Raw genomic sequence first — 23,023 nt, 5'->3', positions numbered from 1 at the left:
CGGCAAGACGAGCCGTCTTGAAACCGCTGCCGAGTGGGCATGAGCGATCGAAGAATGGGAAGATGGCCCCATGACATCACCCCTGTTGGCTGCCCTGCGTTCGGAGCCGGTTCCGCACACTCCCGTCTGGTTCATGCGGCAGGCCGGCCGCTCCCTGCCCGAGTACCGCACGCTGCGCGAAGGCACGCAGATGCTCGATGCCTGCCGCGACCCCGAGATGGTCTCCGAGATCACCCTCCAACCGGTCCGCCGCCACGGCGTCGACGCGGCCATCTTCTTCTCCGATATCGTCGTCCCGCTCCAGGCCGCCGGTGTCGATGTGGAGATCGTTCCCGGCGTCGGCCCGGTCATCGCCTCTCCGGTGCGCTCCCGCGCCGATATCGATGCCCTGCCCGACCTCGACGCCGCCGATATCCCCGATATCGCCGAATCGATCCAGCGGGTGACCGCCGAACTCGGCGAGGCCACCCCGCTCATCGGCTTCGCCGGCGCTCCGTTCACGCTGGCCAGCTACCTCATCGAAGGCGGGCCGAGCAAGAACCATGAGAAGACGAAATCACTCATGGTCTCCGACCCCGAGGCGTTCTCGACCCTGCTGAGCAAGCTTGCGCAGATGTCGGCGACGTTCATCGACGTGCAGCTGAACGCCGGCGCCAAGGCCTTCCAGCTCTTCGACTCCTGGGCCGGCTACCTCGCTCGAGAGGACTACGAGAACCACGTCCTCGAACACTCGACCGCGGTCTTCGACGCACTGTCCGGACACGATGTGCCCAGCATCCACTTCGGAGTGCAGACCGGTGAGCTGCTCGGCTCCATGGCACAGGCCGGATCGACGACCGTCGGCGTCGACTTCCGCGTCGACCTCGCCGATGCCGCCACTCGCGTCAACCCCGGTCAGGCGCTCCAGGGCAACTTGGACCCGGCCCTGCTCTTCGCCCCGTGGGAGGCACTGTCCGCCCGCGTCGAGGCGATCGTGCGCAAGGGGCTCGAACTCGACCGCGGATTCGTCTTCAACCTCGGCCACGGTGTCCTGCCCGACACCGACCCCGAGGTGCCCGGACGCGTCGTCGACCTCGTCCACCGCGTCTCGGCAGAGATCCTCGGCGGTCGCGGCTGATCCGATGAGTGAGATCACCGTCGTCGGGGGAGGGATCTCCGGCCTCGTCGCCGCCTACCGGCTCTCCGCCGACCACCGAGTCACCGTGCTGGAAGCCGGTGACCGCCTCGGCGGCTGTCTGAAAGCAGCCACGCTTGATGGTGCCGTGCCGGTGGGCATCGACACCGGGGCCGAAGCGAGCCTCAACCGTCGTCCGGAGACCAAGGGCCTGGCCGCCCAACTCGGCCTCAACCCCGTGTTCCCCTCGACTCAGCACAGTTCGCAGGTGCTCAGCCGGGGAAGCCTGCACGCGATCCCCAAACGGACGATCATGGGGGTGCCCGCCGAGGCGTCCGAGGTCGAAGCCCTCATCGGCGCCGAGGCGGCCGCCCGCTTGGCGGCCGAACGGATCACCCCGCCGATCGAGGGTGATGACGTCTCGCTCGGGGACTTCCTGTCCGCGCGCCTCGGCGGCACCATCGTCGACGCACTCGTCGATCCTCTGCTCGGTGGGGTGTACGCGGGCCGCTGCCGGGACCTGTCCCTGGCCGAAACGGTGCCCGCACTGCTGCCCGCCGCCGTCGAGGGCACCTCGGTGCTCGACCTCGTCGCGCAGCTCCTCGCCGCCCGCGACGCCCAGACCGCGTCGGCAGGGAACCCGGAACCGGTGTTCATGAGCTTCGAAGGCGGAATCAACCGCCTCATCCCGGCCCTGCACGAGGCGATCGTGCTGGGCGGCGGGACGGTCCGCCTCGGCGCCGGTGTCACCGGGATCGACCGCGACGGTGAGAGGTGGATCGTCCGTGGCGAGGGGGGCGACATCGAATCCGATGGGCTCGTCCTCGCCACGCCCGCGCATGTGACCGCCGGGCTGCTGAGGCCGGTGGCCCCGGAATCGGCGGGTCGCCTCGGCGAGATTCCCTCTGCCTCCACTGCACTGGTTGCCGCCCTCGTCGACCTCGGGGGAGTCGAGCTGGAGGGGTCGGGGTTCCTCGTCCCCGCGACCGAGGGCACATTCATCAAGGCCTCGACATTCGTGTCGAACAAATGGCCGTGGACGGCTGACCACATCCCCGCGGGGACGGCCCTGGTGCGGATGAGCATCGGACGCTTCGGCGACGGGCCCGAGGTGTGGAGCAGTCTGTCCGATGAGGAGATCATCGGACGCGCCTTCGCCGATTGGCAGACGATCACCTCCCGCCCGGAGTCGCAGCTGCTCGGCTCGGAAGTCCAGCGCTGGGACTCCGCACTGCCGCAGTACCTGCCCGGCCATGCCGGACGCATCGCCGCCATCGACTCGGAGATCGCGGGCCTGCCCGGCCTCGAACTCGCCGGATCCGCCTATGGGGGAGTCGGCATTCCCGCCTGCATCGCCCGCGCGGACGCAGCTGCCCAGAGACTGAACCGACCCGCCGATGACGACCGTGACACGTCAGAATGAAGAGAAGACAGAAGGAGCAGATATGAGCGAATACACTCAGCCCACCGACGCCCAGATCGAAGAAGCGAACGAGCAGACGCGGTATATCGCCTACTCCGTCTTCGCCTCAGCCGGAGAGCTCGGCGATGCCGACCGCAGGGAACTCGCCGATGAGCTGCATGCGGCTCTCGAGCCCCTGAAGGAACGCGGCCTCATCGTGCGCGGAATCTATGACGTCTCCGCTCTGCGCGCCGATGCCGATGTCATGTTCTGGTACCACGCCCCCGAGATCGAGGTCGTCCAGGCCGCGTACTCGGCGATCCGCCGCAGCCTCATCGGCGGAGTGCTCGAACCCGTCTGGTCCGTCGTCGGAATCCACCGCCCGGCCGAGTTCAACAAGGCGCACCTGCCGGCTCTGCTGACCGATCCGGAACCCGGCGATTACATCTGCGTGTACCCGTTCGTGCGGTCCTACGACTGGTACCTCCTCGACCCCGCCGAACGGGCGACGATGCTGCGCGACCACGGGATGGCCGCCGCCGGGTACAAGGACATCAAAGCGAACACGATCGCGTCCTTCGCACTCGGCGACTACGAATGGCTGCTGGCCTTCGAGGCCGCCGAACTGCATCGCATCGTCGACCTCATGCGCGACCTGCGCAACACCGAGGCACGCCTGCACGTGCGCGAAGAGGTTCCGTTCTACACCGGACCGCGTCGCGAACTCGTCGACATCATCTCCGACTGGCGCTGACTGAGCGTCGTTCGCCCCGCCGGGTCCGAGAACGGGCCTGAGGCCGGCAGAACCTGTGGCAGAGAAAGGGCCGCCGCACCGATCCGGTGCGGCGGCCCTTCGCGTGGTCGGGGAGTGACCCGCGGCTATCTGCTGCCCTTCTTGACCACATAGGAGTGGCCGCTGGCGTCGGTGCGCATCTCCAGGCCCATGGCATCGAGCTGCTGATGCCGCAGAGTCTCGTCCTCGTAATAGCCGCCCGGACGAGTGTTGTCGACCTGGGCCGGGCCGACGATCTTGCGGAAGAAGTTGTTGAGCCAGCCCACCCCACGCTGAGACCCCGGATACTCATCGCCCTTCCGCGCCGAACGTGCAGGCTTCCGGTCCTGCTTGCGTTCGGAACCATCGGCGGAAGGCTGCGAGGAGGACGACATAGAGGGGATCCTATCGACGTGGTGCCGCATGGGCTCGGACGGTCAGACTTCACCAACAGTGTACACTAATCATTAGTGCACTAAGTAATTCCTGAGGAGGGTGCACGCCCTGATTGCCGAGGCGGAGGATCGACGACGCACGATGCTGGAATCTCAACGTTCGACAGAGCAGCTGGACAATCCGCTGGCGCTCGAGAGCCAGATCTGCTTCGCACTGGCGGTGGCCTCCCGCGGGGTGATCGGTGCCTATCGGACCGTGCTCGAACCGCTCGGCCTGACCCATCCGCAGTATCTGGTCATGCTCGCGCTGTGGCAGCACGAGAGGCTGCCTGTGCGTGAGATCGCCCGGCTGCTGCGTCTCGAACCCGCCACAGTGTCCCCGCTGGTCAAACGCCTCGACGCGCTGGACTATGTGACGAAGACGCGCAGCGGCAGCGACGAGCGGATCGTCGAGGTCACGCTCACCGACACCGGCCGTGAGCTGCGCAAGACCGCCGAGGCGATCCCCGGGACGATGATGGCCAAGCTCGGCATGGACGTCGACGGAGTGCGCGAACTGCACGCGGTGATGCAGAAGATCATCGCCTCCGTCGACGCCGCCGCCGAGGCCGACGACTGAACGATCAGCCGGCCGGGCGCTCCATCGGGGTGTGCTCGATCCCGTCCTCGTCGAAGCGGGGACCATTCGGGACGAAGCCGAAGGACGAGTACAGCCGGCCGAGGTGGGACTGCGCATTGAGCGTCAGCGGTGTGGCCGACCAGGCGTCGACGATGTCGCCGAGCAGTCGCCGGCTCCAACCCTGACCGCGGGCGTCGGGGTGGGTCGCCACACGACTGATGCTGCGCGCTCCGGGGCGGGCGGCCGGTCCGTCGGGAATGTCAGCCGGGAGCAGCCTGGCGTAGGCCCATGGTGAGAGATCGCGTCCGTGCTCGGCACCATGAGTGTCCGACATCACCGCCTCCGGACGCGGGTAGAAGAAGTGCAGCGTCTCCGGCAGGGTATCGACTCCATCGGCGTCGAGGAAGACGCATTCCTGTTCGACGACGAAGGCGAGGGAGCGCAGCTGGAGGATTCCGTAGAGCTCTGCCGGCAGGAGCTGGTCGAAGGTCTTCACGACCGGTTCGGTCGCATCGCTGATGCGAGGTTCAGCTGTCACCTCAGCTGTCCGCAGCGTCGGTGTTGAGCTTCAGAGAGATCGAGTTGATGCAGTAGCGCTGGTCGGTCGGAGTGCCATAGCCCTCGCCCGAGAAGACATGGCCCATGTGCGAATCGCAGTTCGCGCAGCGGACCTCGACCCGTTCCATACCCAGCGAGTTGTCGCGGATGTAGCGGACCCGGTCTTCGGCCAGAGGCGCGTAGAACGACGGCCAGCCGCAGTGTGAGGCGAACTTCGTCTCCGACGGGAACAGGTCGGCTCCGCAGGCCCGACACTGGTACATCCCCGAAGTCGTCTCATCGTTGTACTCACCGGTGAATGGGCGTTCGGTTCCGCCCTGGCGCAGCACTGCGAACTCCTCGGGCGTGAGCACGTCCTGCCAGCGGATCTCCTCGGCCGCTGCCCCCTTTTTCGTCGACGTTCCAGCGTTGATATCGGATGACTGAGTCATCGTGACCTCCGGTCTCTGTCCTTCACGGTGATTGCGGTGCGGGGGAGATGGTCTCCGCCCCTGGTGAGTGCGACTGCGAGCGGCACTCGCCCATTCCGCACAACAGCGTTTGGTGCCTGATCATTCCGTAGGCAACAATGAACACAGGAGGTTTTCATGGTCCGCGACACGAAGTTCCCCGCCCGCCTGCTCGCCGCCGGTATCGGCGTCGGCGCCGGACTCGGTGCCCTGATCTCTGTGGCGTCGTCGGGCTTGGCCGCCTACTTCGCCCGGAAGATCATCGTTCCGGAGAATGCGCCCGAAGAACTCGACATCCTGCACATCGACGGTTTTCCGCCGAATATGCGCATCCACCTGCCCGCCGATGAGGAGACCACGGTGCCCGGCACCTATGGGCTCTACTTCAATCAGGGGTCGGGGCACGCGGTGATCGGCGACATCGTCGAATACGATCCGCGCTCACGCACCGTCTCCCGGGAGATCCTGTCCGTCACCCGCGGTGATATCCGCCGGGCCTGGCGGGGACGCTGGACCGGCGTCGTCTATCCCGATCCGATCGCGGCCGGCGTGAACTTCGAGGACATCGAGATCCGCTCCGATGCCGGGAGCCTGCCCGCATGGCTGCTGCCGACCGATCATCCCGAGCCTCAGGACACCTGGGCGATCCTCATCCACGGTCGTGCGAGCACCCGCGCCGAAGGTCTGCGTGCCGCCCCCGTGCTCAACACCCTCGGTGTGCCCGCGATCGCCATGTCCTACCGCAACGACGCCGAGGTGCGGGTGGAGACCACATCACGCTACGGACTCGGCGACACCGAATGGATCGACGTCGACGCGGCCATCGACTTCGCCGTCTCACACGGGGCGAAGAACATCGTGCTCTTCGGCTGGTCGATGGGCGGGGCCATCGCCCTGCAGGCGGCCTCCCGCGGACGCAATCGCAGATTCGTGACCTCACTGGTCCTCGACGGACCGGTCGTCGACTGGGTGAATGTGCTCGACGGGCAGGCGAAGAAGAACCTGCTGCCGACGCCGATCGCCAAACTCACGCTCGAGATGATCACGCAGCCGTGGGCACGTCCGATCACCGGCCTGGAGACCCCGCTCGACCTCGATCGCATGGACTGGGTGACCCGTGCCGCCGAACTCGACGTGCCCGTGCTGCTCATCCACTCCGACGACGACGAATTCGTCCCCTCCGGACCGTCTCACGCTCTGGCCGGGGTCAGGCGGGACCTGGTGACGATGCCCTCATACAGCAAGGCCCATCACACGAAGGAATGGAACATCGACCCGGTGCGCTGGGAAGACGATGTCGCGAACTTCCTCGAGGCGAAGATCCTGCCCAAGGACTGAAACCCCGCCCTCACGGTTCGAGCGTGAGCGTGTCCTCAGCCGCCGCGGCCACCGCCTGCTTCGAATACGGCCAAGGGCGATTGACATTGGCCGCCCAATCATTCGTCTGATCGTCGTAATGCGGGTGGAAGGCATGCCCGGATGCTCCCGTGAGGTTGATCCAGTTCGACGCGTCGAAGTTCGACAGATCGACCGTCTGCCGCATCGACGGCACCCAGTTCGTCTCATATCCGACCGAGGCGTCCCAGCCGGTGGCATGGACGACTCCCGAGCCGCCCGAGACCTCGTAGGGGCCGCGGTTGAACAGCTTCTCCACCGGCGTGATCCCGGATTCGCCGAGGCTGGCGTTGCGGATCGTCAGTCGGTGCAGGATTCCCCACCGCCAGGTCACGGGCTCCGGTCCCAGCAGGTCCTCCGTCTCCGCCCACGCCGTCTTCATGGCCTTGCGCAGAGCCTCGTCCCGACCTTCGACGCCCTGACTCGACCACCACCTCGAATCCGGGTCCTCGAGGAGGTCCGCGAGCACGAGGTACCACCGCGATCCGCCGCCGGGGGACACCCCATCGGGCAGCTTCGAACTGATCGTCTGTTCGAGCAGCGTCTTCGTGAGCACGTTGAAGTAGGCGGCTCCGGCACTGCTGGCGGCATCAAAGCCGTTCCACGCCTTGAGCAGCTTCTTGGCTTCGAGGATGTCCTCATCACCGTGGGAGTGGATCTTGACGGCTTCGGGCACGAGTTTCGCGGCGAACGGATTCTGGTCGTCGTTCTGGATCTCCGCCATGTCCGTCGGCCGCAGCTTCCGGCCCTCGGCGACGGCATCCTTGATGCGTTTCGTGATGCGGCGGGCACGATCTCCGTAGTCGAAGTCCTCACCCAGCTGCACGGTCTCGCCGGGGGAGGCGACCGGGTTGTTCGCGGTGACGATCCACCCGCGCTCCGGGTTGTACAGGCTCGGCAGGTCGTCGAAGTCGACCCAGCCCTGCCAGTCCTCGTCGGACTTCCAGCCGCGACGGGGCACGGTGCCGTCGGCCTGTCCTCGACGCGGGATCATCCCGGGGGCCTGATAGCCGATATTGCCGGCGACATCGGCGTAGACGAGGTTCTGGGAGGGCACGTCGAACAGGGACGCCGCATGCCGGAACTCCTGCCAGTTCGTGGCCTTGTTGATGGCGAACACCGCCGAGGCGGTCGTGCCCGGGCGCAGAGCCGTCCAATCGAGGGCGAGACCGTAGTGCTCCTCGGCCGGTCCCGATTTCGGATCCTGCGAATCCGCCCCGGTCGTCGCATCGAGGACCTTGCGGTAGGTGCCCTCGAGCTTCGATACGAGAGGGCCGTTGCGGGTGGAGCGGATGGTGATCTCGCGCGGGTCCTCGCCCGCGACCTCGATCGTCTCCTTGCGGACCTGCAGCGGTTCGTCACCGTCGTCGTGGATGACCTTCCCGTCGCGGATCTTCTCCACCACGAGGTCGGTGACATCGGCGCCGAGATTCGTCAGCCCCCAGGCGATCGACTGGTTGTGGCCGATGACGACGCCGGGCAGTCCGGAGAAGGAGAACCCGGTGACATCGAAGGGGCACTCGTCGGTGACCTTCTTGCATCGCAGGCCCACCTGGTACCAGACCGAGGGCATCGCCGGGGCGAGGTGCGGGTCGTTCGACAGCAGCGGACGACCGGTGCTCGTGTGCTCCCCGGAGATCACCCACGAATTCGACCCGATATCGTCGCTGTTCTGTCCCAGCATCGGCGGCAGCGAATCGAGCGTGTTCCGCAGGTCGAGAAGACCATCGGTCGGGGCGGCAGCCTCGGTGACAGTGCCTCCGGCCCGTGCCTCATCGTCCTCCCGTGCACGGTCGTCGACATGGGACTCGTCGTCGGCGTCATCGCCGCTGCGGTTCTTCGGGGCCTTCTGGCCGGCCTTGCCGCCGAGGATCGTCGGACGGGTGTCGTACGGATAGTCCGGATAGAGATCGGCCATCTGCTCGTCGGTCAGCTCAGAGCCGAGAATCGACCGGTCGATCTCGTCTTCGAGATTCGATCGCAGGTCCCAGGCCATGGCCTTGAGCCAGGCGACACTGTCGACCGGGGTCCATTCCTCGACCTCGGTGCTGCCGGACTCGATTCCGAGGACGGCGTATTCGAGGGACAGCTCTGTGGGGGACTTGTCCTTGAGATAGGCGTTGACTCCGTCCGCATAGGCCTCGTAGTAGCCCAGGCTCGTCTTATCGAGCTTCCTCACCTCCTGCTCGGCGACCTTCCGCCAGCCGAGAGTGCGGATGAAGGTGTCGGTGCTCAGCTGGGATCTGCCGAAGAGCTCGGAGAGCCGTCCCGAGGTGACATGCCGGCGGAAATCCATCTCCCAGAACCTGTCCTGAGCGTGGACGAATCCTTGGGCCAGGAACAGGTCGTGCGCGGTTTCGGCCTCGATGGTCGGCACACCCGATTCGTCACGGTGGACGGTGACCGGTGCGTCGAGCCCCGGCAGCGAGATCTCACCATCGGTGGTCGGGAAGGACCGACGGACGAGGAACAGTCCGACGAGGGCGAGGATGAGGGCGAGAACGAGAACTCCGGCGATGACGCGCAGCAGCACACGCGCGCTGACCGACAGGGTGGAACCGCTGGATGGGCGGAGCACCTTGAGCAATGCGCTCGATTCTATCTCATTCTGCGCATCGGGTGCCGCCATGAGTCTCCTTCGGCCGTCCTGAATGTTTCGGTCTCAGCAAGTATAGGTGTCAGGTGGCTTGGGTCTGTGGACGAAGGTCACGAGAACGACGGAGATCATCATGAGCAGGAACCACGCCACCAGCTTCGTCAGCGGCACCAGGTGCCAGCCGTCGTCCTGACTCGGGTACAGCCAGGCACCGGCCGCGGTCCCGATGTTCTCGGCGACCCAGATGAAGAAGGCGACGAGGACGAAGGCCAACAGCACCGGCATGGTCAGTGTTCTGCGGTGGACGTGGAAGTACATGCGGCAGCGGAAGAAGACGATGACGGTGGCCACGACGAGGACCCAGCGGACATCGAGGATGAAATGGTGGGTGAAGAAGTTGACGTAGATGGCGGCGGCGATGATCACGGTCAGCCACCTCGGCGGGTAATGGCAGAAGCGCAAGTCGAAGAGACGGTACACGCGGGCGATATAGGAGCCGACCGCTGCGTACATGAACCCGGTGAACAGGGGCACGGCACCGATGTGCAGGACCCCGCCGGGGGCGTAGTTCCATGAGCCCACGGCGGTTTTGAAGACCTCCATGCCGGTGCCGACGACGTGGAAGACGATGATGACGATGAGCTCGCGACCGGTCTCGAGCCGAGCGACGAGCATCCCGATCTGAACCAGCACGGCGAGAATGACGAGGAAGTCGTTGGCGGCGATGGCCGCGTCATCGGGATAGAACAGTGAAGTGGCGATGATGGCGGCGAGCATGAGGGCGCCGAAGAGGCAGGCCCACGCCTGTTTGACTCCGAAGGCGAGGAACTCCCGAATGCCGGCGGGAACCCGGGGGAGCAGCCTGTCGGCAAAGGCGTCGAGGACCGCCTCGAGTGTGGTGAGTTCGCCGCGATCAGCCATCTGCTGAAGTACCCACTTCCGAAAAACTGAGAATGACCTTACGATATTCCTGCGGTCACACTGGGTGCCCGTAATCCGGCCCCCATCCAGTGAGAAGAACGCTCACTTGGTCATGGACGACCTCAAGGACCTCACCTGATGAAACCGCTGCCATTCCTCGCCTCGGCACTCACCGGAATTCTCCTCACTGCGACCCTATCGGGACCGGCGCTCGCGGCCGCACCGGACACACTCACGAACACGAACGGTGCCTCTGCGGCGAACGTGCCGACAACGGCACCCGGCCTCGGCGACTCAGAATCCGGGGAGGGCGACAGCGGGTCCTCGCGCACCGACGAGGACTCGGCCCAGGACGCCGCCGCCGGCGCAGACACCGAAGGCGCTCCTGCGGAGACGACCGTCGACGCCCAGACCGATGAGGTCACAGCGTTGCCGCTGGATTCCTCGGACGTGACAATCGTCGGCGCCACCTGGGAAGGCGACGATCCCGAGCTGGAGATCCGCACCCGCGATGGGAACGGCTGGTCGGCGTGGGAGACCCTGCCCACGGACGACGAAGGCGGACCTGACCTCTCTTCCGCAGAAGCAGCGCAGATCCCTGCTGCCTCACACCAGTCGCAGTCCGTGGCTGTGCCGGTGCTCGACTCCGATGCCGTCGAAGTCCGCGCCGCCGACCCACAGGCCGCTACCGATGATCTGCGGATCACCCGGGTGTCCACTGCGGTCACCAAGGCTGATGCACAGGTCGCGAAGTCCGCCGGCGGCCTGACCACACAGGCAGCCACGGGATCGGGCGTCGACGCGCAGATCTCGGCCGCGGACCTGCGCGCGAAGATCGTCACGCGCAAACAGTGGGGTGCCGATGAGAAGCTCGTCCGCTGTGCCACGGACACGACGCCATCGGCCACAGGCGTGTTCATCCATCACACAGCGGGTTCGAACTCGTACTCGAAGGCACAGGCACCGGCAATCATCCGCGGCTACCTCACCTATCACACTCAGAACCGCGGATGGTGCGACCTCGGGTACAACTTCCTCGTCGACAGATACGGCACCATGTACGAAGGTCGTGCCGGCAGCCTCGACAAGGCAGTGACCGGAGCTCACGCGTCCGGGTTCAATTCCTGGACCATCGGCATCAGCGTGCTCGGCACCTACTCCTCGGCGGCCCCGAGCGCGGCAGCACAGACCTCGGTCAAACGCCTCGTCGCGTGGAAAGCCGGACAGTACGGCTTCAACCCGACCGGGAAGATGACTCTGACTTCAGGCGGGGGTGGGACGAGCAAGTACGCCCTGGGCAAGAAGGTCAGCCTCAACGTCGTCGCCGGACACCGGGACACCAGCTACACCGAATGCCCGGGACTCGCGTTCTACAACAAGCTCGGCAGCATTCGCACAGGAGCCAAGTCACTGGTGCCCGAGCTGACCCCGCCGCCGACCACAAGTCCGGCCCCGAAGCCCGCGCCCAAACCCGCGCCGAAACCGAAGTCGTATCCGACGAAGGGCGCAATCGGTTCGTACTATCAGAAGAACGCGGCGAAGACCGGCAAACCGGTCGGCTCGGAGAAGAAGCTGACGAACCCGAACGGTGCTTACCAGTCCTTCGCCAAGGGCACCGTGTATTGGTCGAAATCAACCGGTGCTCACTTCCTCACCAAGGGCCAGATCCGTGTCGCCTACAAACGAGTGAAGTATGAGAAGGGCGTCCTCGGGTTCCCCAGCAGCGATAAGCAGACCTTCAAGCACCGGAAGAGCGCTCGATACCAGAGATTCCACTCCGGAATGATCACCTGGTCACCGCAGACCGGCAGCGATGTCATCTACGGCGGCTTCCTCACGAAGTGGAAGAAGATGGGCTATGAACGCAGCACGCTCGGACTGCCCACCGCTGACCGGACAGTGAAGAACGGCGTCAAACGCCAGAACTTCGAACGCGGCTATATGACGTACACGAAGAAGACCGGAATCAGGGTCCATATCCGCAGATAGCGCTGTCCTCCACTGAGGAGGTGGGTCGCCGACGCGGACGGGACATAGACTGCCGTCATGCACATCCTCCTCTTCGGCGCCTCCGGCCACGTCGGAACCGGACTCGCCCAGCTGCTCGGTCCGCACCACACAGTCACCGGGATCGTCCGCCGCCCTCCGGATACGAAGACGGCCTACACACCTGTGACCGTGCCGGACTGGGTGGACGAACCGGAGGCGGTCACCGCGGCGCTCGCCACCGCCGGCCTGCCGCCGGTCGATGCCGTCATCGCCGCCATCGGCGGGTGGTACATCGACGAACCGGTGCTCGACCGAGGTCTGGCGAAGTTCGATGCGGACTATGACTCCTACCTGCGCGGGCACTTCACCGCCTGTGCGCTCTCGCAGTCCCTGGCGTCGGGCCGGAAGAGCGGAGACCAGGGTTTCGTCCACCTGGCCCTCAACGGCGTCGCCAGCGTCGAGGCTCTCGCCGGGTCCGGGGCGATCAGCGTCTTCGGTGCCGCGCAGAAGATGCTCATCGAGGTCGCCGCGGCGGAATCGACGGGCGTGGCCTTCCGCGAACTGCGGATCATGGCCCCCATCGGCGGCGATGATCGCAATGACCTGGCCGGGGGAGTCGACACCGTCCCCCTCGCCGAGGTGGCCGATGCCCTCACCGCGATCCTCGACTCACCCGATCGCTTCGACGTGAGCACGGAGATCCGCGCGAACGAGGGAACCTCGGCCGGCTGAGCGTCCGGCTCAGGCGCGATCATAGCGGAGGAAGACCTGGCCGTCCTCCGCGCGGACATCGATGAGGTGCAGGTCGATCTCGGCCTCGAGCCCGGAGAAATGGCTGCCGGGAGTGCGGAGATAGCGCGGACTCACGCTCAGATGCAGTTCCGCGCCCGGATAGTGCTCGAGCAGCCGGAAAGCGAGATTCGGGCCCGATTCGCACAGCAGCACCGCCTCGTCGGTCGGTGCCGCCTCGTCGGTCGGTGCCGATTCGGGGGACGGTGCCGTGCTCAGGGAGGCGGCCACCTCGGTGATGGTGTCCGGACTGAAATGCTGAGCATGATAGTCGAGACCGCGGGCATCGAGCTCGGCCTGCAGGGACGTCGGATCGGACTCGGTGAGCACATACACGGGTGTGTGCTCCAGGGTTTTGCCGGCGGCGTTGATGACAGGCAGCTGCGGATTGAGCGCGGTGCGCCGGTCGATGATGATCGCGTTCGCGCTGCGGCGCAGGGCGAGGAAGCGCCGGAAGTCAGCGTCCGTGGACACCCCGGTCGACCAGCCGTCCTCGGCGAACGAGCCGTTGATCGACTGGACGAGGGAGATGATGAGACGGCGCACGGGATCCTGCTCTCCTGCTTCTTCGGCTCGGCTATTTCTTCAGCTCGGGTGCCGGCCCCATGGCGATGCGCGGATGGGCCTCGGGATCGAGGGTGCGCATGATCCACTTGAGGTCCGCCTCGTCGAGGGTCACGCAGCCGTTCGTGCCCGAATCGTGGTCGAGGTGCAGCCAGATTCCGCCGCCCTTGTCCCAGCCCATCGGTCGCGTCTTGTCCGTCGGCGGGGTGCCGGGCTTGCGGTTGTAGTCGATGGCGATGATGTAGTCGAAGACCGACGCATAGTCCGCCCCATAGGCCACCGTCGCCGAGGAGGGCAGCCGATCGTCCTGGGTGTAGGGGAGGTCGGTGCCCGGGTCGGCTTTGAACCCGCCCGCGTCGCTGAGCGAGAACACACCGATCGGAGTGGTCTTGTCGCCCTCATGGCGGTCCTTCAGCCACCCCTTCGAGCCGTTGTGGGTGTCGAAGGTCCTGAGCTTCTTCCACTTCGTGTCAGTGAACTCATAGAAGCTCAGACTCGACTTCTCCGAATCGGCCGTCGGCGAGGTCGCGACGAGGACCTGCGAGGTCTCTGCCGGGATCTGGTCGGTGTACTCCTTCGCCAGACCCGGGACAGGAACGGGATTCACCGGGCCGGTCGCCTCGGCGCCGGACGCGTCGGATGCGGGCGATGCGGGCCCGGTTCCGCTGGGAGAATCCTGGGCCGGGGCCGCGAAATCACCGACGTTCGTCTGCTGCGCGGGCGCGGCGAATCCTGGGGATCCGACAGTCGCGGAATCGTCCGTGCCGTCGTCGGAATCGGCGCCGCAGGCGGTCACGAGCAGAGCGCAGGCGAGCAGCGCGGGAACTCCCGCGCGCCTGAGGACTCCATCGGACATACGGCCATCCTCTCACGAGGGATGGGAACTCGCCGGTAGCGACTATGCGAAAATGACCTCATGAGCATTCCACCTGTGCCGAACCATCCTCCGCGCCCCGGGCGTCGGAAGCCGGCCGAGGAATCTCCCGAGTCGATCACAACCCAGTTGTTCATCGGCGAGGATGATTCCGCGGCCGATGGCTCCACCCAAGCGCTGACCTCCGCAGAACTTCAGAGGCTGCGGTCGATGGTCGAATCCGATGGCACCGATGCCACCGAGGTTCTCAGCCTCGAAGAGCTGCGCGGGCTCGCCGCCGCCGAAGGATATGAGACCGGCGGACTGCCGGCCGCGCCGCGCAAAGTGAACTCCGACGACATCGCCGCTGCTGAGGCGCCCTCGGCTCCGAAGCAGTGGAACCCGCAGCCCGCACCCCACCCCCATCAGGGACAGTGGGGCGGCGAATTCGGTGCCGCAGGTCAGGCCCCGGCACCGCAGCCGCAGTCCGCCGGGCCGGTGCAGTCGCCGGGGGTGCCCGATCACGCTCAGCCCGGCACCGGTCGCCCCGGTGGCCCCGGTTACGGGCAGGCCGGCCGCGGTCCCGCGTACGCCGCCCCCGCAGGCTATGCCGCCGGCTATGGGCCGGGCGGACCTGCCGGTTCCGGGGGGCCCGGGGGATCTGGCGGGCCCGGCGGGCCTGGTGGGCCTGGTGGGCCCGGCGGTCCGGGGAATCCGGGCGGCCCGCACGATCCCTATGGTCGGCGCGGAGACACGAAGAAGGTCCCCGCGTGGCTCTGGGTGCTTGCGGCCATCGCGCTCATCCTCGCCCTCGGCATCGTCGGCTATATCGTCTGGGACTCCACTCAGGGGGAGGACACCACCACGGTCGGGCCCACGGACGAACCCTCGATCGGTCAGACCGATGATCCCGAGCCGTCCGATTCCGGCAGCTCGACGGCTCCCGTCGCCGAGGAGAGCTTCGCCTCTCCGTCGGGCAACATCGCCTGCACCATCGACTCCGAACGGGCGCGCTGCGTGATCAAGGACTACGAGTTCTCACCACCGGAGAAGCCCGACGACTGCCGACTCGACGACTGGGGCTCCATCGTCGTGGCGAACCGGGACGGCGCGGGATTCTCCTGCCTCGACGCTCCCGAGAGCAACGGCCCGGCACGCGTCCTCGGCTACGGGGACTCGATCTCCGCTGAGGGCATGACCTGCACCTCCAGCAGGGAGGGCATGACCTGCAAGTCCGACGACACCGGAGTCGGCTTCAACGTCCGCCGCGCCTCGGTCGACTTCCTCAAATAGGGCCGCCTCAGACAGGGCGGCGGAGGATCGGGCGGTGTCGCCTCGGCGTTCTCAGGATGTGGACCGGATTCGGACGCAACGAGGGAGGGGGACTACGGTGGCCGTGTGGCTCACAGGATCCTCCTCCTTCCTTGCCGCGACGAGTCCTGAACGGACAGCACGCTCGTCGCGGAGTCCTCGTATGCTGGTCAAGCGCTGAGAAACTTAAGTTAGAGGAACAATGAAACTGCAGAAGCCAACTCCGATGCCGTTCGGCAAGTACAAGTCGTTCCAGGACCGCATCGCGCTGGATATGCGCGATCGCACCTGGCCGGATCAGATCATCAGCAAGGCGCCTCGCTGGCTGAGCACCGACCTGCGCGACGGCAATCAGGCGCTCATCGACCCGATGACGCCCGACCGCAAACGCAAGATGTTCGATCTGCTCGTGCGGCTCGGGTTCAAGGAGATCGAGGTCGGATTCCCCGCGGCCAGCCAGGTCGACTTCGACTTCGTCCGCGAGATCATCGAACAGGATGCGATCCCCGATGACGTCCGCATCTCCGTGCTCACGCAGGCTCGAGAGGACCTCATCGAACGCACCGTCGAATCCCTCGTCGGCGCGAAGATGCCCACCGTGCACCTCTACAATGCGACGGCTCCGGTCTTCCGCAAGGTCGTCTTCGGCTTCGACGGTGACGGCTTCGATCAGACCCGCGATATCGCTCTGCAGGGCACTCAGGCCGTGATGAAGCACGCCGAGACGCTGCTGTCCGATGCGGACTTCGGCTACCAGTACTCGCCGGAGATCTTCGTCGACACCGAACCCGAGTTCGCCCTCGACATCGTCGGCAGCGTCCTCGACATGTGGCAGCCCGCCGACGGTCGCGAAACCGTCGTCAACCTGCCTGCCACCGTCGAACGCGGAACCCCGAACACGTATGCGGACCAGATCGAATGGTTCTGCCGCAATATGCCCTACCGCGACGAGGTGGCCGTGTCCCTCCACCCGCACAACGACCGGGGCACCGGCGTGGCTGCGGCGGAGATGGGGATGATGGCCGGCGCCGACCGGATCGAAGGCTGCCTGTTCGGCAACGGTGAGCGCACCGGAAACCTCGACCTCGTCACCGTCGCCCTCAACCTGTACACCCAGGGCATCGATCCGGAGCTCGACTTCTCCGACATCGACGAAGTCATCCACACCGTCACCGAATGCAACCAGATCGGCGTCCACGAACGCCACCCCTACGGCGGCGACCTCGTCTTCACCTCGTTCTCGGGCTCGCACCAGGACGCGATCAACAAGGCCTTCGCCGATCGGGAGAAGAAGGCGAACGCTCAGGGCACCCCGGTCGACCTCATGGAATGGGACATGCCCTACCTGCCGGTCGACCCGAAGGACCTGGGCCGGTCCTACGAGGCGATCATCCGTGTGAACTCGCAGTCCGGCAAGGGCGGAGTGACCTACCTGCTCAAGAGCGAGCACGGACTCGACCTGCCGCGTCGCATGCAGGTCGAATTCTCCCGCGCCGTGCAGCAGCACACCGAGGCCGGCGGTGAGGTCACCGCCGAGGAGATCCGCCGCATCTTCAACTACGAATACCTGCCCGCCGACGACCCCGAGAAGGCGTGGGGCCGCTTCCAGATCGTCGGTCTGCGCACCGAGTCGGGCAACGTCGACGGCGCCGGCTCGTCGGCCGAGCGCATCGAGGTCGACCTCATCGTCGACGGTCAGGAACGCACCTACGAAGGACGCGGCAACGGACCGATCGACGCGCTCGTGAAGATCCTCATCGACCAGTTCGACGTCGACGTCCGTCTCCAGGACTACTCCGAGCACGCCATCGGCTCCGGCGCCGACACCAACGCCGCTGCCTATGTCGAACTCGCTGTCGAAGACCGCGTCGTGTGGGGCGCCGGACTGCACCCGAACATCACAAAGGCCTCGCTCAAGGCCGTCGTCTCGGCCGTCAACCGGGCCGCCCGTGACCGTGACCGGGATCGTCAGGCCTGAGCACCATCGCCTCGGCGGCCGATCTCACAGCAGTCGCCTAAGCGCGGCGGGATGATTCCCCGCCGCGCTTGAGCGATAATGGGCCAGTGCACAACTATCGTGATGAAGGCATCGTGCTCGGCGGGCACAAGCTCGGCGAAGCCGACCGGATCGTCACCGTGCTCACTCGCAGCCACGGCCTCATCCGCGCGGTCGCGAAGGGGGTGCGACGGACGAAATCACGGTTCGGCTCCCGCCTCGAACCCTTTATGCTCGTCGATCTGCAATGCCATGTCGGCCGCAGCCTCGACATCGTCACCCAGGTCGAACTCATCGAACCCTTCGCCCGCGGAATCGCCACAGACTTCGATGTCTATTCGGCCGCCTCGGTGATGGCCGAGACGGCACGCAGCATCACCGAAGCCGAACCCCAGTCGCGCACACATTTCCTCCTCCTCGTGTCCGCGATCCGCTCGCTGTGCAATCGCGAACACCCGCCGAGGCTGTCGCTGGATGCGTACCTGCTGCGCGCGATGTCCGTGGCCGGGTGGGCACCGAGCCTGCTCGACTGCGCCCAGTGCGGGAGCCCCGGACCTCACCGGGCGTTCTCCGCAGCACTGGGCGGGGCCGTGTGCACGAACTGCCGTCCCTCGGGGGCGGCGCTGCCCGACACCGATGCGCTCGAACATATGGCCGCGCTTCTGTCCGGTGACTGGGAGCGGGCCGAGGCCTCAGACCTGCACGATCAGATCGACGGGTCGAAGATGGTCTCGGACTGGGTGTCGTGGCACCTCGAACGCAATATCCGATCCTTAAGAGTACTGGAGAGCACATGAGCTACCCCGCACCACCGGCCCACCCCAGCGGAGCGACACCTCCGCGCATCGACGCGAAGTTCGTGCCCAGGCACGTCGCGATCGTCATGGACGGCAACGGTCGGTGGGCGAATCAGCGGGGGCTGGCGCGTACAGAAGGGCACAAGGCCGGTGAGGCGTCGCTGCTCGACGTCATCCACGGCGCGATCGAGATCGGCGTGGACTATCTGTCGGCGTATGCGTTCTCGACCGAGAACTGGAAGCGCTCACCCGAAGAGGTGCGATTCCTCATGGGCTTCAATCGCGACGTCATCCGTCGCCGACGCGATGAGCTCAACGCACTGGGCGTGCGGATCGTGTGGTCCGGGCGGCGCGGTCGCCTGTGGCGTTCGGTCATCGACGAGCTCGAGACCGCCGCCGAGATGACGAAGCACAACACGGGACTGGTGCTCCAGTTCTGCGTCAACTACGGCGGACGGTCCGAGATCGTCGACGCGATCAATGAGATCACCGCCGAGGTGGCCGCCGGGAAGCTCAAGCCCGGCAAGGTCTCGGAGAAGACCGTCCGCTCCCGCCTCTACGCACCCCTCGTGCCCGACGTCGACCTGTTCATGCGGTCATCGGGGGAGCAGCGGACCTCGAACTTCCTGCTCTGGCAGTCCGCCTATGCCGAAATGGTCTTCCAGGACGTGCTGTGGCCCGATGTCGACCGGCGCACCCTATGGGCGGCGATCGAGGAGTACGCCCGCCGCGACCGTCGCTTCGGCGGCGCAGTCGACACGCCTTCGGCTGCAGCTCGGTGAAAGCGCGCAGGGCCCCGCAACATCATGCTGCGGGGCCCTTGCTCTGCCTGTGGTCGGATCAGTAGCGGTCGCGGGGACGGTCGCCCCGCCCGCCGAACTTCTTGCCGCCTCGGCGATCACCGCGGAAGTTGCGTCCGTCACCGGGCTGCTTGTCGAAGTTGCGCTTCTTGAACGGGCGTCCCGGGCGACCCGAATCCGGACGGATGTCGATGGGACGGCCCTGGATCTCGGTGTGGGAGAGCTTGCGCAGCACCGACGGATCGAGGTCCTTGGGCAGGTCGACGAGCGTATGGTTCGAACGGATGTCGATATGGCCGATCTGCTTCGAGGTGATTCCGCCTTCGTTCGCGATCGCTCCGACCACGGCGCCCGGTTGGAGACGCTCGTTGCGCCCCAGGGCCAGACGGTAGGTCGTCATGTTCTCATCGCGGGCGCGTCCGCCGCGGCCCGGACGGCCGCCGTCACGACCACCATCGCGGTCGCGGTCACGGCCCTGACGGCGCGCCGGCTCGGGCATCGGCTCGGCCTTGAGCGTATTCGACTCGAGGACGAGGGAGGCGAGAGCGGCTGCGATGTTCGAGGCCGGCACGTCGCGGGAGAGCGAGTACGCCTCGATGACCTCGGTGAGTTCGGACAGTTCGGTGGTAGCGAGCACATCGTCGATGCGCTTCGTGAACTTCTCGACCCGAGTGTTCGTCAGCTCCTCGACGCTGGGCAGGGTCAGCGGTTCGACCTTCTGCTTCGTGGCGCGCTCGATCGAGCCGAGCATGCGCTGTTCCCGCGGGGTGACGAAGAGGATCGCCTCACCGGAACGTCCGGCACGACCGGTGCGACCGATGCGGTGGACGTAGGACTCGGTGTCGTGCGGGATGTCGTAGTTGACGACCAAGGTGATGCGTTCGACGTCGAGACCGCGGGCGGCGACGTCGGTGGCGACGAGGATGTCGATCTTGCCTTCGCGCAGCATGTCGATCGTGCGCTCACGTGCCTGCTGGGGGATGTCGCCGTTGATCGCGGCGGTCTTGAATCCGCGGGCGCGCAGCTTCTCGGCCAGTTCCTCGGTGGCCTGCTTCGTGCGCACGAACATAATGATGCCCTCGTACTCCTCGACCTCGAGGATGCGGGTCAGAGCGTCGAGCTTGTGCGAATGCTGGACCATGAAGTAGCGCTGGCGGATATTCGCGCCGGTCTGCGACTTCGCAGCGACCCGAACTTCCTGCGGGTCGTCCAGGTACTTGCCGGTGATCCGGTGGATCGAGGTCGGCATGGTGGCCGAGAACAGAGCGACCTGACGGTCCTCACCGACCTGGCTGAAGATCTCTTCGATGTCTTCGGCGAAGCCCATCTTGAGCATCTCGTCGGCCTCGTCGAGGATGAGGTGACGCAGGCTGCCGAGCTTGAGCGAACCCTTCTTCAGGTGGTCGATGACACGACCCGGAGTGCCCACGACGACCTGCGCACCACGGCGCAGACCCGCCAGCTGCGGGCCGTAGGCCTGTCCGCCGTAGATCGGGAGCACGGAGAAGTCGGGAAGTTCCGTGGCATAGGAGGTGAACGCCTCGGCGACCTGGATCGCGAGTTCGCGAGTGGGGGTGAGGACGAGAGCGAACGGGCCGTCCTCAGCGCGCCCCGCCTCGGCGAGGTCGGACAGAGCCGGCAGGGCGAAGGCCGCGGTCTTTCCGGTTCCGGTCTGGGCGAGACCGATGACGTCACGGCCCGACAGGAGGGTCGGGATGGTCTCGGCCTGGATGGGTGTGGGGATCTCGTAGCCCTGTGCCTCTACGGCCTTGAGCACGAGCGGGTGGAGTCCCAGTTCGGAGAATCTCGGAGTGGTTTCGTCGTTTGCGGACACATCGGTCATGAGTGATCTCTCTCACGTCGGCACACACTTGATCGCAGATGACTGTAGTGGCGATCTACCCTGCGGCCGCTTGTGCAATCATCGTGAGCAATCCGGGCCGAAACCGTAGTGATCCAAGAACTCGCTTGGACAGACGTGAAGACGTCGGTACGGAGAAAGGTTTGGGTGTACCCCAAGTCTACATGCCGTGCCCTCGCCGAGGCGGCTCCGAAATGGGAAACCGAGTGTGAGATCAGTCGCCTCCCATGGTGTCCATCGCGGTGTCTTTCCGTCGTCGAGGACGGGCATCCGGGCAGGTCGGGTCGGTGTTGAGGAAGCGGCGGCGTGACCGGTTAGGCTGGTACCTGCGAGCCACGGCAGCCGGCCGTCGGCGAACTGAAACAAGGAGAGAACTAGTGGCACAGTCCAAGTTGGATGCCGTCATCGCCCTGGCCAAGCGCAGAGGATTCGTCTTCCAAGCAGGAGAGATCTACGGCGGTTCCCGCTCGGCATGGGACTACGGGCCCTTGGGCGTGGAGCTCAAAGACAACATCAAGACCCAGTGGTGGCAGCAGTTCGTGCGCGGACGCGAAGACGTCGTCGGCCTCGACTCCTCCATCATCCTGCCCAAGCGCGTCTGGGAAGCCTCCGGCCACGTCGCCACCTTCGTCGATCCTCTCGTCGAGTGCCTCAACTGCCACAAGCGCCACCGCGAAGACCACCTCGTCGAGGCGTATGAGGCGAAGAACAAGAAGGCCCCGGAGAACGGAATGGCCGATATCGTCTGCCCCGACTGCGGCACTCGTGGTCAGTGGACCGAGCCGCAGGAGTTCTCCGGTCTGGTCAAGACCTTCCTGGGCCCTGTCGACTCCGAAGCCGGACTCCACTACCTGCGTCCGGAGACCGCGCAGGGCATCTTCGTCAACTTCAACAATGTGCTCACCGCTGCCCGAAAGAAGCCGCCGTTCGGCATCGGCCAGATCGGCAAGGCCTTCCGCAACGAGATCACTCCCGGCAACTTCATCTTCCGCACCCGCGAGTTCGAGCAGATGGAGATCGAGTACTTCGTCCACCCGGACGAGGCCGACGACTACTACAAGCAGTGGGTCGAAGACTGCTGGTCCTGGTTCCTCGATCTCGGCATCTCTGCCGACAACGTCCGCCGCCTCGACGTCCCCGCCGAGGACCGTGCGCACTACTCGGCCGGCACCATCGACATCGAATACCGCTTCGGCTTCCAAGGATCCGAGTGGGGCGAGCTGATGGGTGTGGCCAACCGCACCGACTACGACCTCGGCACTCACACCGAGGTCTCGGGAGCGAAGCTGCAGTACTTCGACCAGGCCAGCGGCGACCGCTACACCCCGTATGTCATCGAACCCTCCTTCGGCCTGACCCGGTCGATGATGGCATTCCTCGTCGAGGCCTATCGCGAGGACGAGGCGCCGAACACGAAGGGCGGAGTCGACAAGCGCGTCGTACTGGGGCTCGATCCGCGACTGGCTCCGGTCAAGGCCGCGGTGCTGCCGCTGAGCCGCAATGAGAAACTCACCCCTGCGGCCAAGGATCTGGCTGCCCGCCTGCGCCGACGCTGGAACATCGACTTCGACGATGCCGGCGCCATCGGACGCCGCTACCGTCGCCAGGACGAGATCGGCACCCCGCTGTGCATCACCGTCGACTTCGACACCCTCGATGATCAGGCCGTGACGATCCGCAAGCGTGACGACATGAGCCAGGAACGCGTGAGCATCGACCAGGTGGAGAAGTACCTGGCCGACCACCTCGCCGGCGCCTGACCCCAATTACTACCTGACGGCGGCCCAGCAACCTCGCGCCAGGTTGCTGGGCCGCCGTCAGGTAGTTCTGATCACGGCTGGC

20 protein-coding genes are annotated in these 23,023 nt (G+C 65.9%); 12 read left to right on the top strand and 8 right to left on the bottom strand.

Translation table 11 applies throughout. From position 1 onward, the window contains the following. Positions 1–70: 70 nt before the first annotated feature. Genes hemE through hemQ form a run of 3 tightly spaced genes read left to right on the top strand, consistent with a single transcriptional unit; the run spans position 71 to position 3,270 of the window. Positions 71–1,117, top strand: coding sequence for a uroporphyrinogen decarboxylase (hemE, locus tag QYM46_RS10535; protein WP_432788892.1), 1,047 nt, complete (start codon positions 71–73; stop codon positions 1,115–1,117). A 4-nt stretch (positions 1,118–1,121) separates the two neighbouring features. Further along, positions 1,122–2,537, top strand: a complete 1,416-nt coding sequence (hemG, locus tag QYM46_RS10530; protein ID WP_432788891.1) for a protoporphyrinogen oxidase — start codon at positions 1,122–1,124, stop codon at positions 2,535–2,537. A 22-nt stretch (positions 2,538–2,559) separates the two neighbouring features. Then, positions 2,560–3,270 (top strand): hydrogen peroxide-dependent heme synthase, encoded by a 711-nt coding sequence (hemQ, locus tag QYM46_RS10525; protein WP_432788890.1) that lies wholly within the window; start codon positions 2,560–2,562, stop codon positions 3,268–3,270. Positions 3,271–3,395: 125 nt separating this feature from the next. On the opposite strand, the gene QYM46_RS10520 is transcribed toward hemQ, so the two are convergent. Further along, positions 3,396–3,683 carry a hypothetical protein gene (locus QYM46_RS10520; protein WP_248278880.1) on the bottom strand — a complete coding sequence of 96 codons (288 nt, stop codon included), beginning with the start codon at positions 3,681–3,683 and terminating at the stop codon, positions 3,396–3,398. A gap of 142 nt (positions 3,684–3,825) precedes the next feature. On the opposite strand from QYM46_RS10520, the gene QYM46_RS10515 reads away from it, so the two are divergent. After that, the gene (locus QYM46_RS10515) at positions 3,826–4,302 is read left to right on the top strand and encodes a MarR family winged helix-turn-helix transcriptional regulator (RefSeq protein WP_169252439.1); all 477 of its coding nucleotides are present in this window, start codon (positions 3,826–3,828) and stop codon (positions 4,300–4,302) included. A 4-nt stretch (positions 4,303–4,306) separates the two neighbouring features. Here QYM46_RS10515 and QYM46_RS10510 read toward each other — a convergent pair whose 3' ends face one another. Together QYM46_RS10510 and msrB are read right to left on the bottom strand one after the other, a co-directional pair. Further along, positions 4,307–4,840 (bottom strand): GNAT family N-acetyltransferase, encoded by a 534-nt coding sequence (locus QYM46_RS10510; RefSeq protein WP_432788889.1) that lies wholly within the window; start codon positions 4,838–4,840, stop codon positions 4,307–4,309. Position 4,841: 1 nt separating this feature from the next. Further along, positions 4,842–5,291, bottom strand: coding sequence for a peptide-methionine (R)-S-oxide reductase MsrB (gene msrB / locus QYM46_RS10505; RefSeq protein WP_432788888.1), 450 nt, complete (start codon positions 5,289–5,291; stop codon positions 4,842–4,844). A gap of 156 nt (positions 5,292–5,447) precedes the next feature. On the opposite strand from msrB, the gene QYM46_RS10500 reads away from it, so the two are divergent. Next, positions 5,448–6,647 (top strand): alpha/beta hydrolase family protein, encoded by a 1,200-nt coding sequence (locus QYM46_RS10500; RefSeq protein WP_169252437.1) that lies wholly within the window; start codon positions 5,448–5,450, stop codon positions 6,645–6,647. A gap of 10 nt (positions 6,648–6,657) precedes the next feature. Here the strand turns inward: QYM46_RS10500 and QYM46_RS10495 are convergent, their stop codons facing one another. Continuing rightward, complete coding sequence (locus QYM46_RS10495) at positions 6,658–9,333, bottom strand: penicillin acylase family protein (protein WP_432788887.1); 2,676 nt, start codon at positions 9,331–9,333, stop codon at positions 6,658–6,660. Between the two features lie 33 nt (positions 9,334–9,366). Beyond that, positions 9,367–10,221, bottom strand: a complete 855-nt coding sequence (locus QYM46_RS10490) for a DUF817 domain-containing protein (protein ID WP_432788886.1) — start codon at positions 10,219–10,221, stop codon at positions 9,367–9,369. 138 nt (positions 10,222–10,359) lie between these two features. Here QYM46_RS10490 and QYM46_RS10485 point away from each other — a divergent pair, with 138 nt between their 5' ends. Further along, entirely contained in the window at positions 10,360–12,210 is a 1,851-nt protein-coding gene (locus tag QYM46_RS10485) for an N-acetylmuramoyl-L-alanine amidase (RefSeq protein ID WP_169252434.1), read from the top strand. 57 nt (positions 12,211–12,267) lie between these two features. After that, complete coding sequence (locus tag QYM46_RS10480) at positions 12,268–12,942, top strand: NAD(P)-dependent oxidoreductase (RefSeq protein WP_169252433.1); 675 nt, start codon at positions 12,268–12,270, stop codon at positions 12,940–12,942. 9 nt (positions 12,943–12,951) lie between these two features. On the opposite strand, the gene QYM46_RS10475 is transcribed toward QYM46_RS10480, so the two are convergent. Then, positions 12,952–13,545, bottom strand: a complete 594-nt coding sequence (locus QYM46_RS10475; protein ID WP_169252432.1) for a hypothetical protein — start codon at positions 13,543–13,545, stop codon at positions 12,952–12,954. A gap of 31 nt (positions 13,546–13,576) precedes the next feature. After that, positions 13,577–14,419, bottom strand: coding sequence for a L,D-transpeptidase family protein (locus QYM46_RS10470; RefSeq protein ID WP_432788885.1), 843 nt, complete (start codon positions 14,417–14,419; stop codon positions 13,577–13,579). A gap of 60 nt (positions 14,420–14,479) precedes the next feature. Here QYM46_RS10470 and QYM46_RS10465 point away from each other — a divergent pair, with 60 nt between their 5' ends. The 4 genes from QYM46_RS10465 to QYM46_RS10450 all read left to right on the top strand — a co-directional run bounded on the left by QYM46_RS10465 (position 14,480) and on the right by QYM46_RS10450 (position 19,302). Further along, positions 14,480–15,709 (top strand): DUF6636 domain-containing protein, encoded by a 1,230-nt coding sequence (locus QYM46_RS10465; protein ID WP_432788884.1) that lies wholly within the window; start codon positions 14,480–14,482, stop codon positions 15,707–15,709. Between the two features lie 220 nt (positions 15,710–15,929). Further along, the gene (gene leuA / locus QYM46_RS10460) at positions 15,930–17,705 is read left to right on the top strand and encodes a 2-isopropylmalate synthase (RefSeq protein WP_432788883.1); all 1,776 of its coding nucleotides are present in this window, start codon (positions 15,930–15,932) and stop codon (positions 17,703–17,705) included. Positions 17,706–17,791: 86 nt separating this feature from the next. Further along, the gene (gene recO / locus QYM46_RS10455) at positions 17,792–18,520 is read left to right on the top strand and encodes a DNA repair protein RecO (protein ID WP_432788882.1); all 729 of its coding nucleotides are present in this window, start codon (positions 17,792–17,794) and stop codon (positions 18,518–18,520) included. Next, the gene (locus tag QYM46_RS10450) at positions 18,517–19,302 is read left to right on the top strand and encodes an isoprenyl transferase (RefSeq protein WP_432788881.1); all 786 of its coding nucleotides are present in this window, start codon (positions 18,517–18,519) and stop codon (positions 19,300–19,302) included. The genes recO and QYM46_RS10450 overlap by 4 nt, the downstream gene beginning before the upstream one ends. Positions 19,303–19,360: 58 nt before the next feature. On the opposite strand, the gene QYM46_RS10445 is transcribed toward QYM46_RS10450, so the two are convergent. Next, positions 19,361–21,163 (bottom strand): DEAD/DEAH box helicase, encoded by a 1,803-nt coding sequence (locus QYM46_RS10445; RefSeq protein ID WP_169252428.1) that lies wholly within the window; start codon positions 21,161–21,163, stop codon positions 19,361–19,363. Positions 21,164–21,558: 395 nt separating this feature from the next. Here QYM46_RS10445 and QYM46_RS10440 point away from each other — a divergent pair, with 395 nt between their 5' ends. Next, complete coding sequence (locus QYM46_RS10440) at positions 21,559–22,941, top strand: glycine--tRNA ligase (RefSeq protein ID WP_432788880.1); 1,383 nt, start codon at positions 21,559–21,561, stop codon at positions 22,939–22,941. Positions 22,942–23,023: the final 82 nt, after the last annotated feature.

Source organism: Brevibacterium sp. K11IcPPYGO002 (assembly GCF_050920635.1).
GTDB lineage: Bacteria > Actinomycetota > Actinomycetes > Actinomycetales > Brevibacteriaceae > Brevibacterium.
Note: the sequence above shows the minus strand (reverse complement) of the source record. Positions and strands in the feature narration are given on the sequence as shown.

What these genes read in the sequence shown, in the direction of transcription:
- hemE (WP_432788892.1), top strand. Translation starts at nt 71, where the DNA reads ATGACATCACCCCTGTTGGCTGCCCTGCGTTCGGAGCCGGTTCCGCAC.
- hemG (WP_432788891.1), top strand. Translation starts at nt 1,122, where the DNA reads ATGAGTGAGATCACCGTCGTCGGGGGAGGGATCTCCGGCCTCGTCGCC.
- hemQ (WP_432788890.1), top strand. Translation starts at nt 2,560, where the DNA reads ATGAGCGAATACACTCAGCCCACCGACGCCCAGATCGAAGAAGCGAAC.
- QYM46_RS10520 (WP_248278880.1), bottom strand. Translation starts at nt 3,683, where the DNA reads ATGTCGTCCTCCTCGCAGCCTTCCGCCGATGGTTCCGAACGCAAGCAG.
- QYM46_RS10515 (WP_169252439.1), top strand. Translation starts at nt 3,826, where the DNA reads ATGCTGGAATCTCAACGTTCGACAGAGCAGCTGGACAATCCGCTGGCG.
- msrB (WP_432788888.1), bottom strand. Translation starts at nt 5,291, where the DNA reads ATGACTCAGTCATCCGATATCAACGCTGGAACGTCGACGAAAAAGGGG.
- QYM46_RS10500 (WP_169252437.1), top strand. Translation starts at nt 5,448, where the DNA reads ATGGTCCGCGACACGAAGTTCCCCGCCCGCCTGCTCGCCGCCGGTATC.
- QYM46_RS10495 (WP_432788887.1), bottom strand. Translation starts at nt 9,333, where the DNA reads ATGGCGGCACCCGATGCGCAGAATGAGATAGAATCGAGCGCATTGCTC.
- QYM46_RS10490 (WP_432788886.1), bottom strand. Translation starts at nt 10,221, where the DNA reads ATGGCTGATCGCGGCGAACTCACCACACTCGAGGCGGTCCTCGACGCC.
- QYM46_RS10485 (WP_169252434.1), top strand. Translation starts at nt 10,360, where the DNA reads ATGAAACCGCTGCCATTCCTCGCCTCGGCACTCACCGGAATTCTCCTC.
- QYM46_RS10480 (WP_169252433.1), top strand. Translation starts at nt 12,268, where the DNA reads ATGCACATCCTCCTCTTCGGCGCCTCCGGCCACGTCGGAACCGGACTC.
- QYM46_RS10470 (WP_432788885.1), bottom strand. Translation starts at nt 14,419, where the DNA reads ATGTCCGATGGAGTCCTCAGGCGCGCGGGAGTTCCCGCGCTGCTCGCC.
- QYM46_RS10465 (WP_432788884.1), top strand. Translation starts at nt 14,480, where the DNA reads ATGAGCATTCCACCTGTGCCGAACCATCCTCCGCGCCCCGGGCGTCGG.
- leuA (WP_432788883.1), top strand. Translation starts at nt 15,930, where the DNA reads ATGAAACTGCAGAAGCCAACTCCGATGCCGTTCGGCAAGTACAAGTCG.
- QYM46_RS10450 (WP_432788881.1), top strand. Translation starts at nt 18,517, where the DNA reads ATGAGCTACCCCGCACCACCGGCCCACCCCAGCGGAGCGACACCTCCG.
- QYM46_RS10445 (WP_169252428.1), bottom strand. Translation starts at nt 21,163, where the DNA reads ATGACCGATGTGTCCGCAAACGACGAAACCACTCCGAGATTCTCCGAA.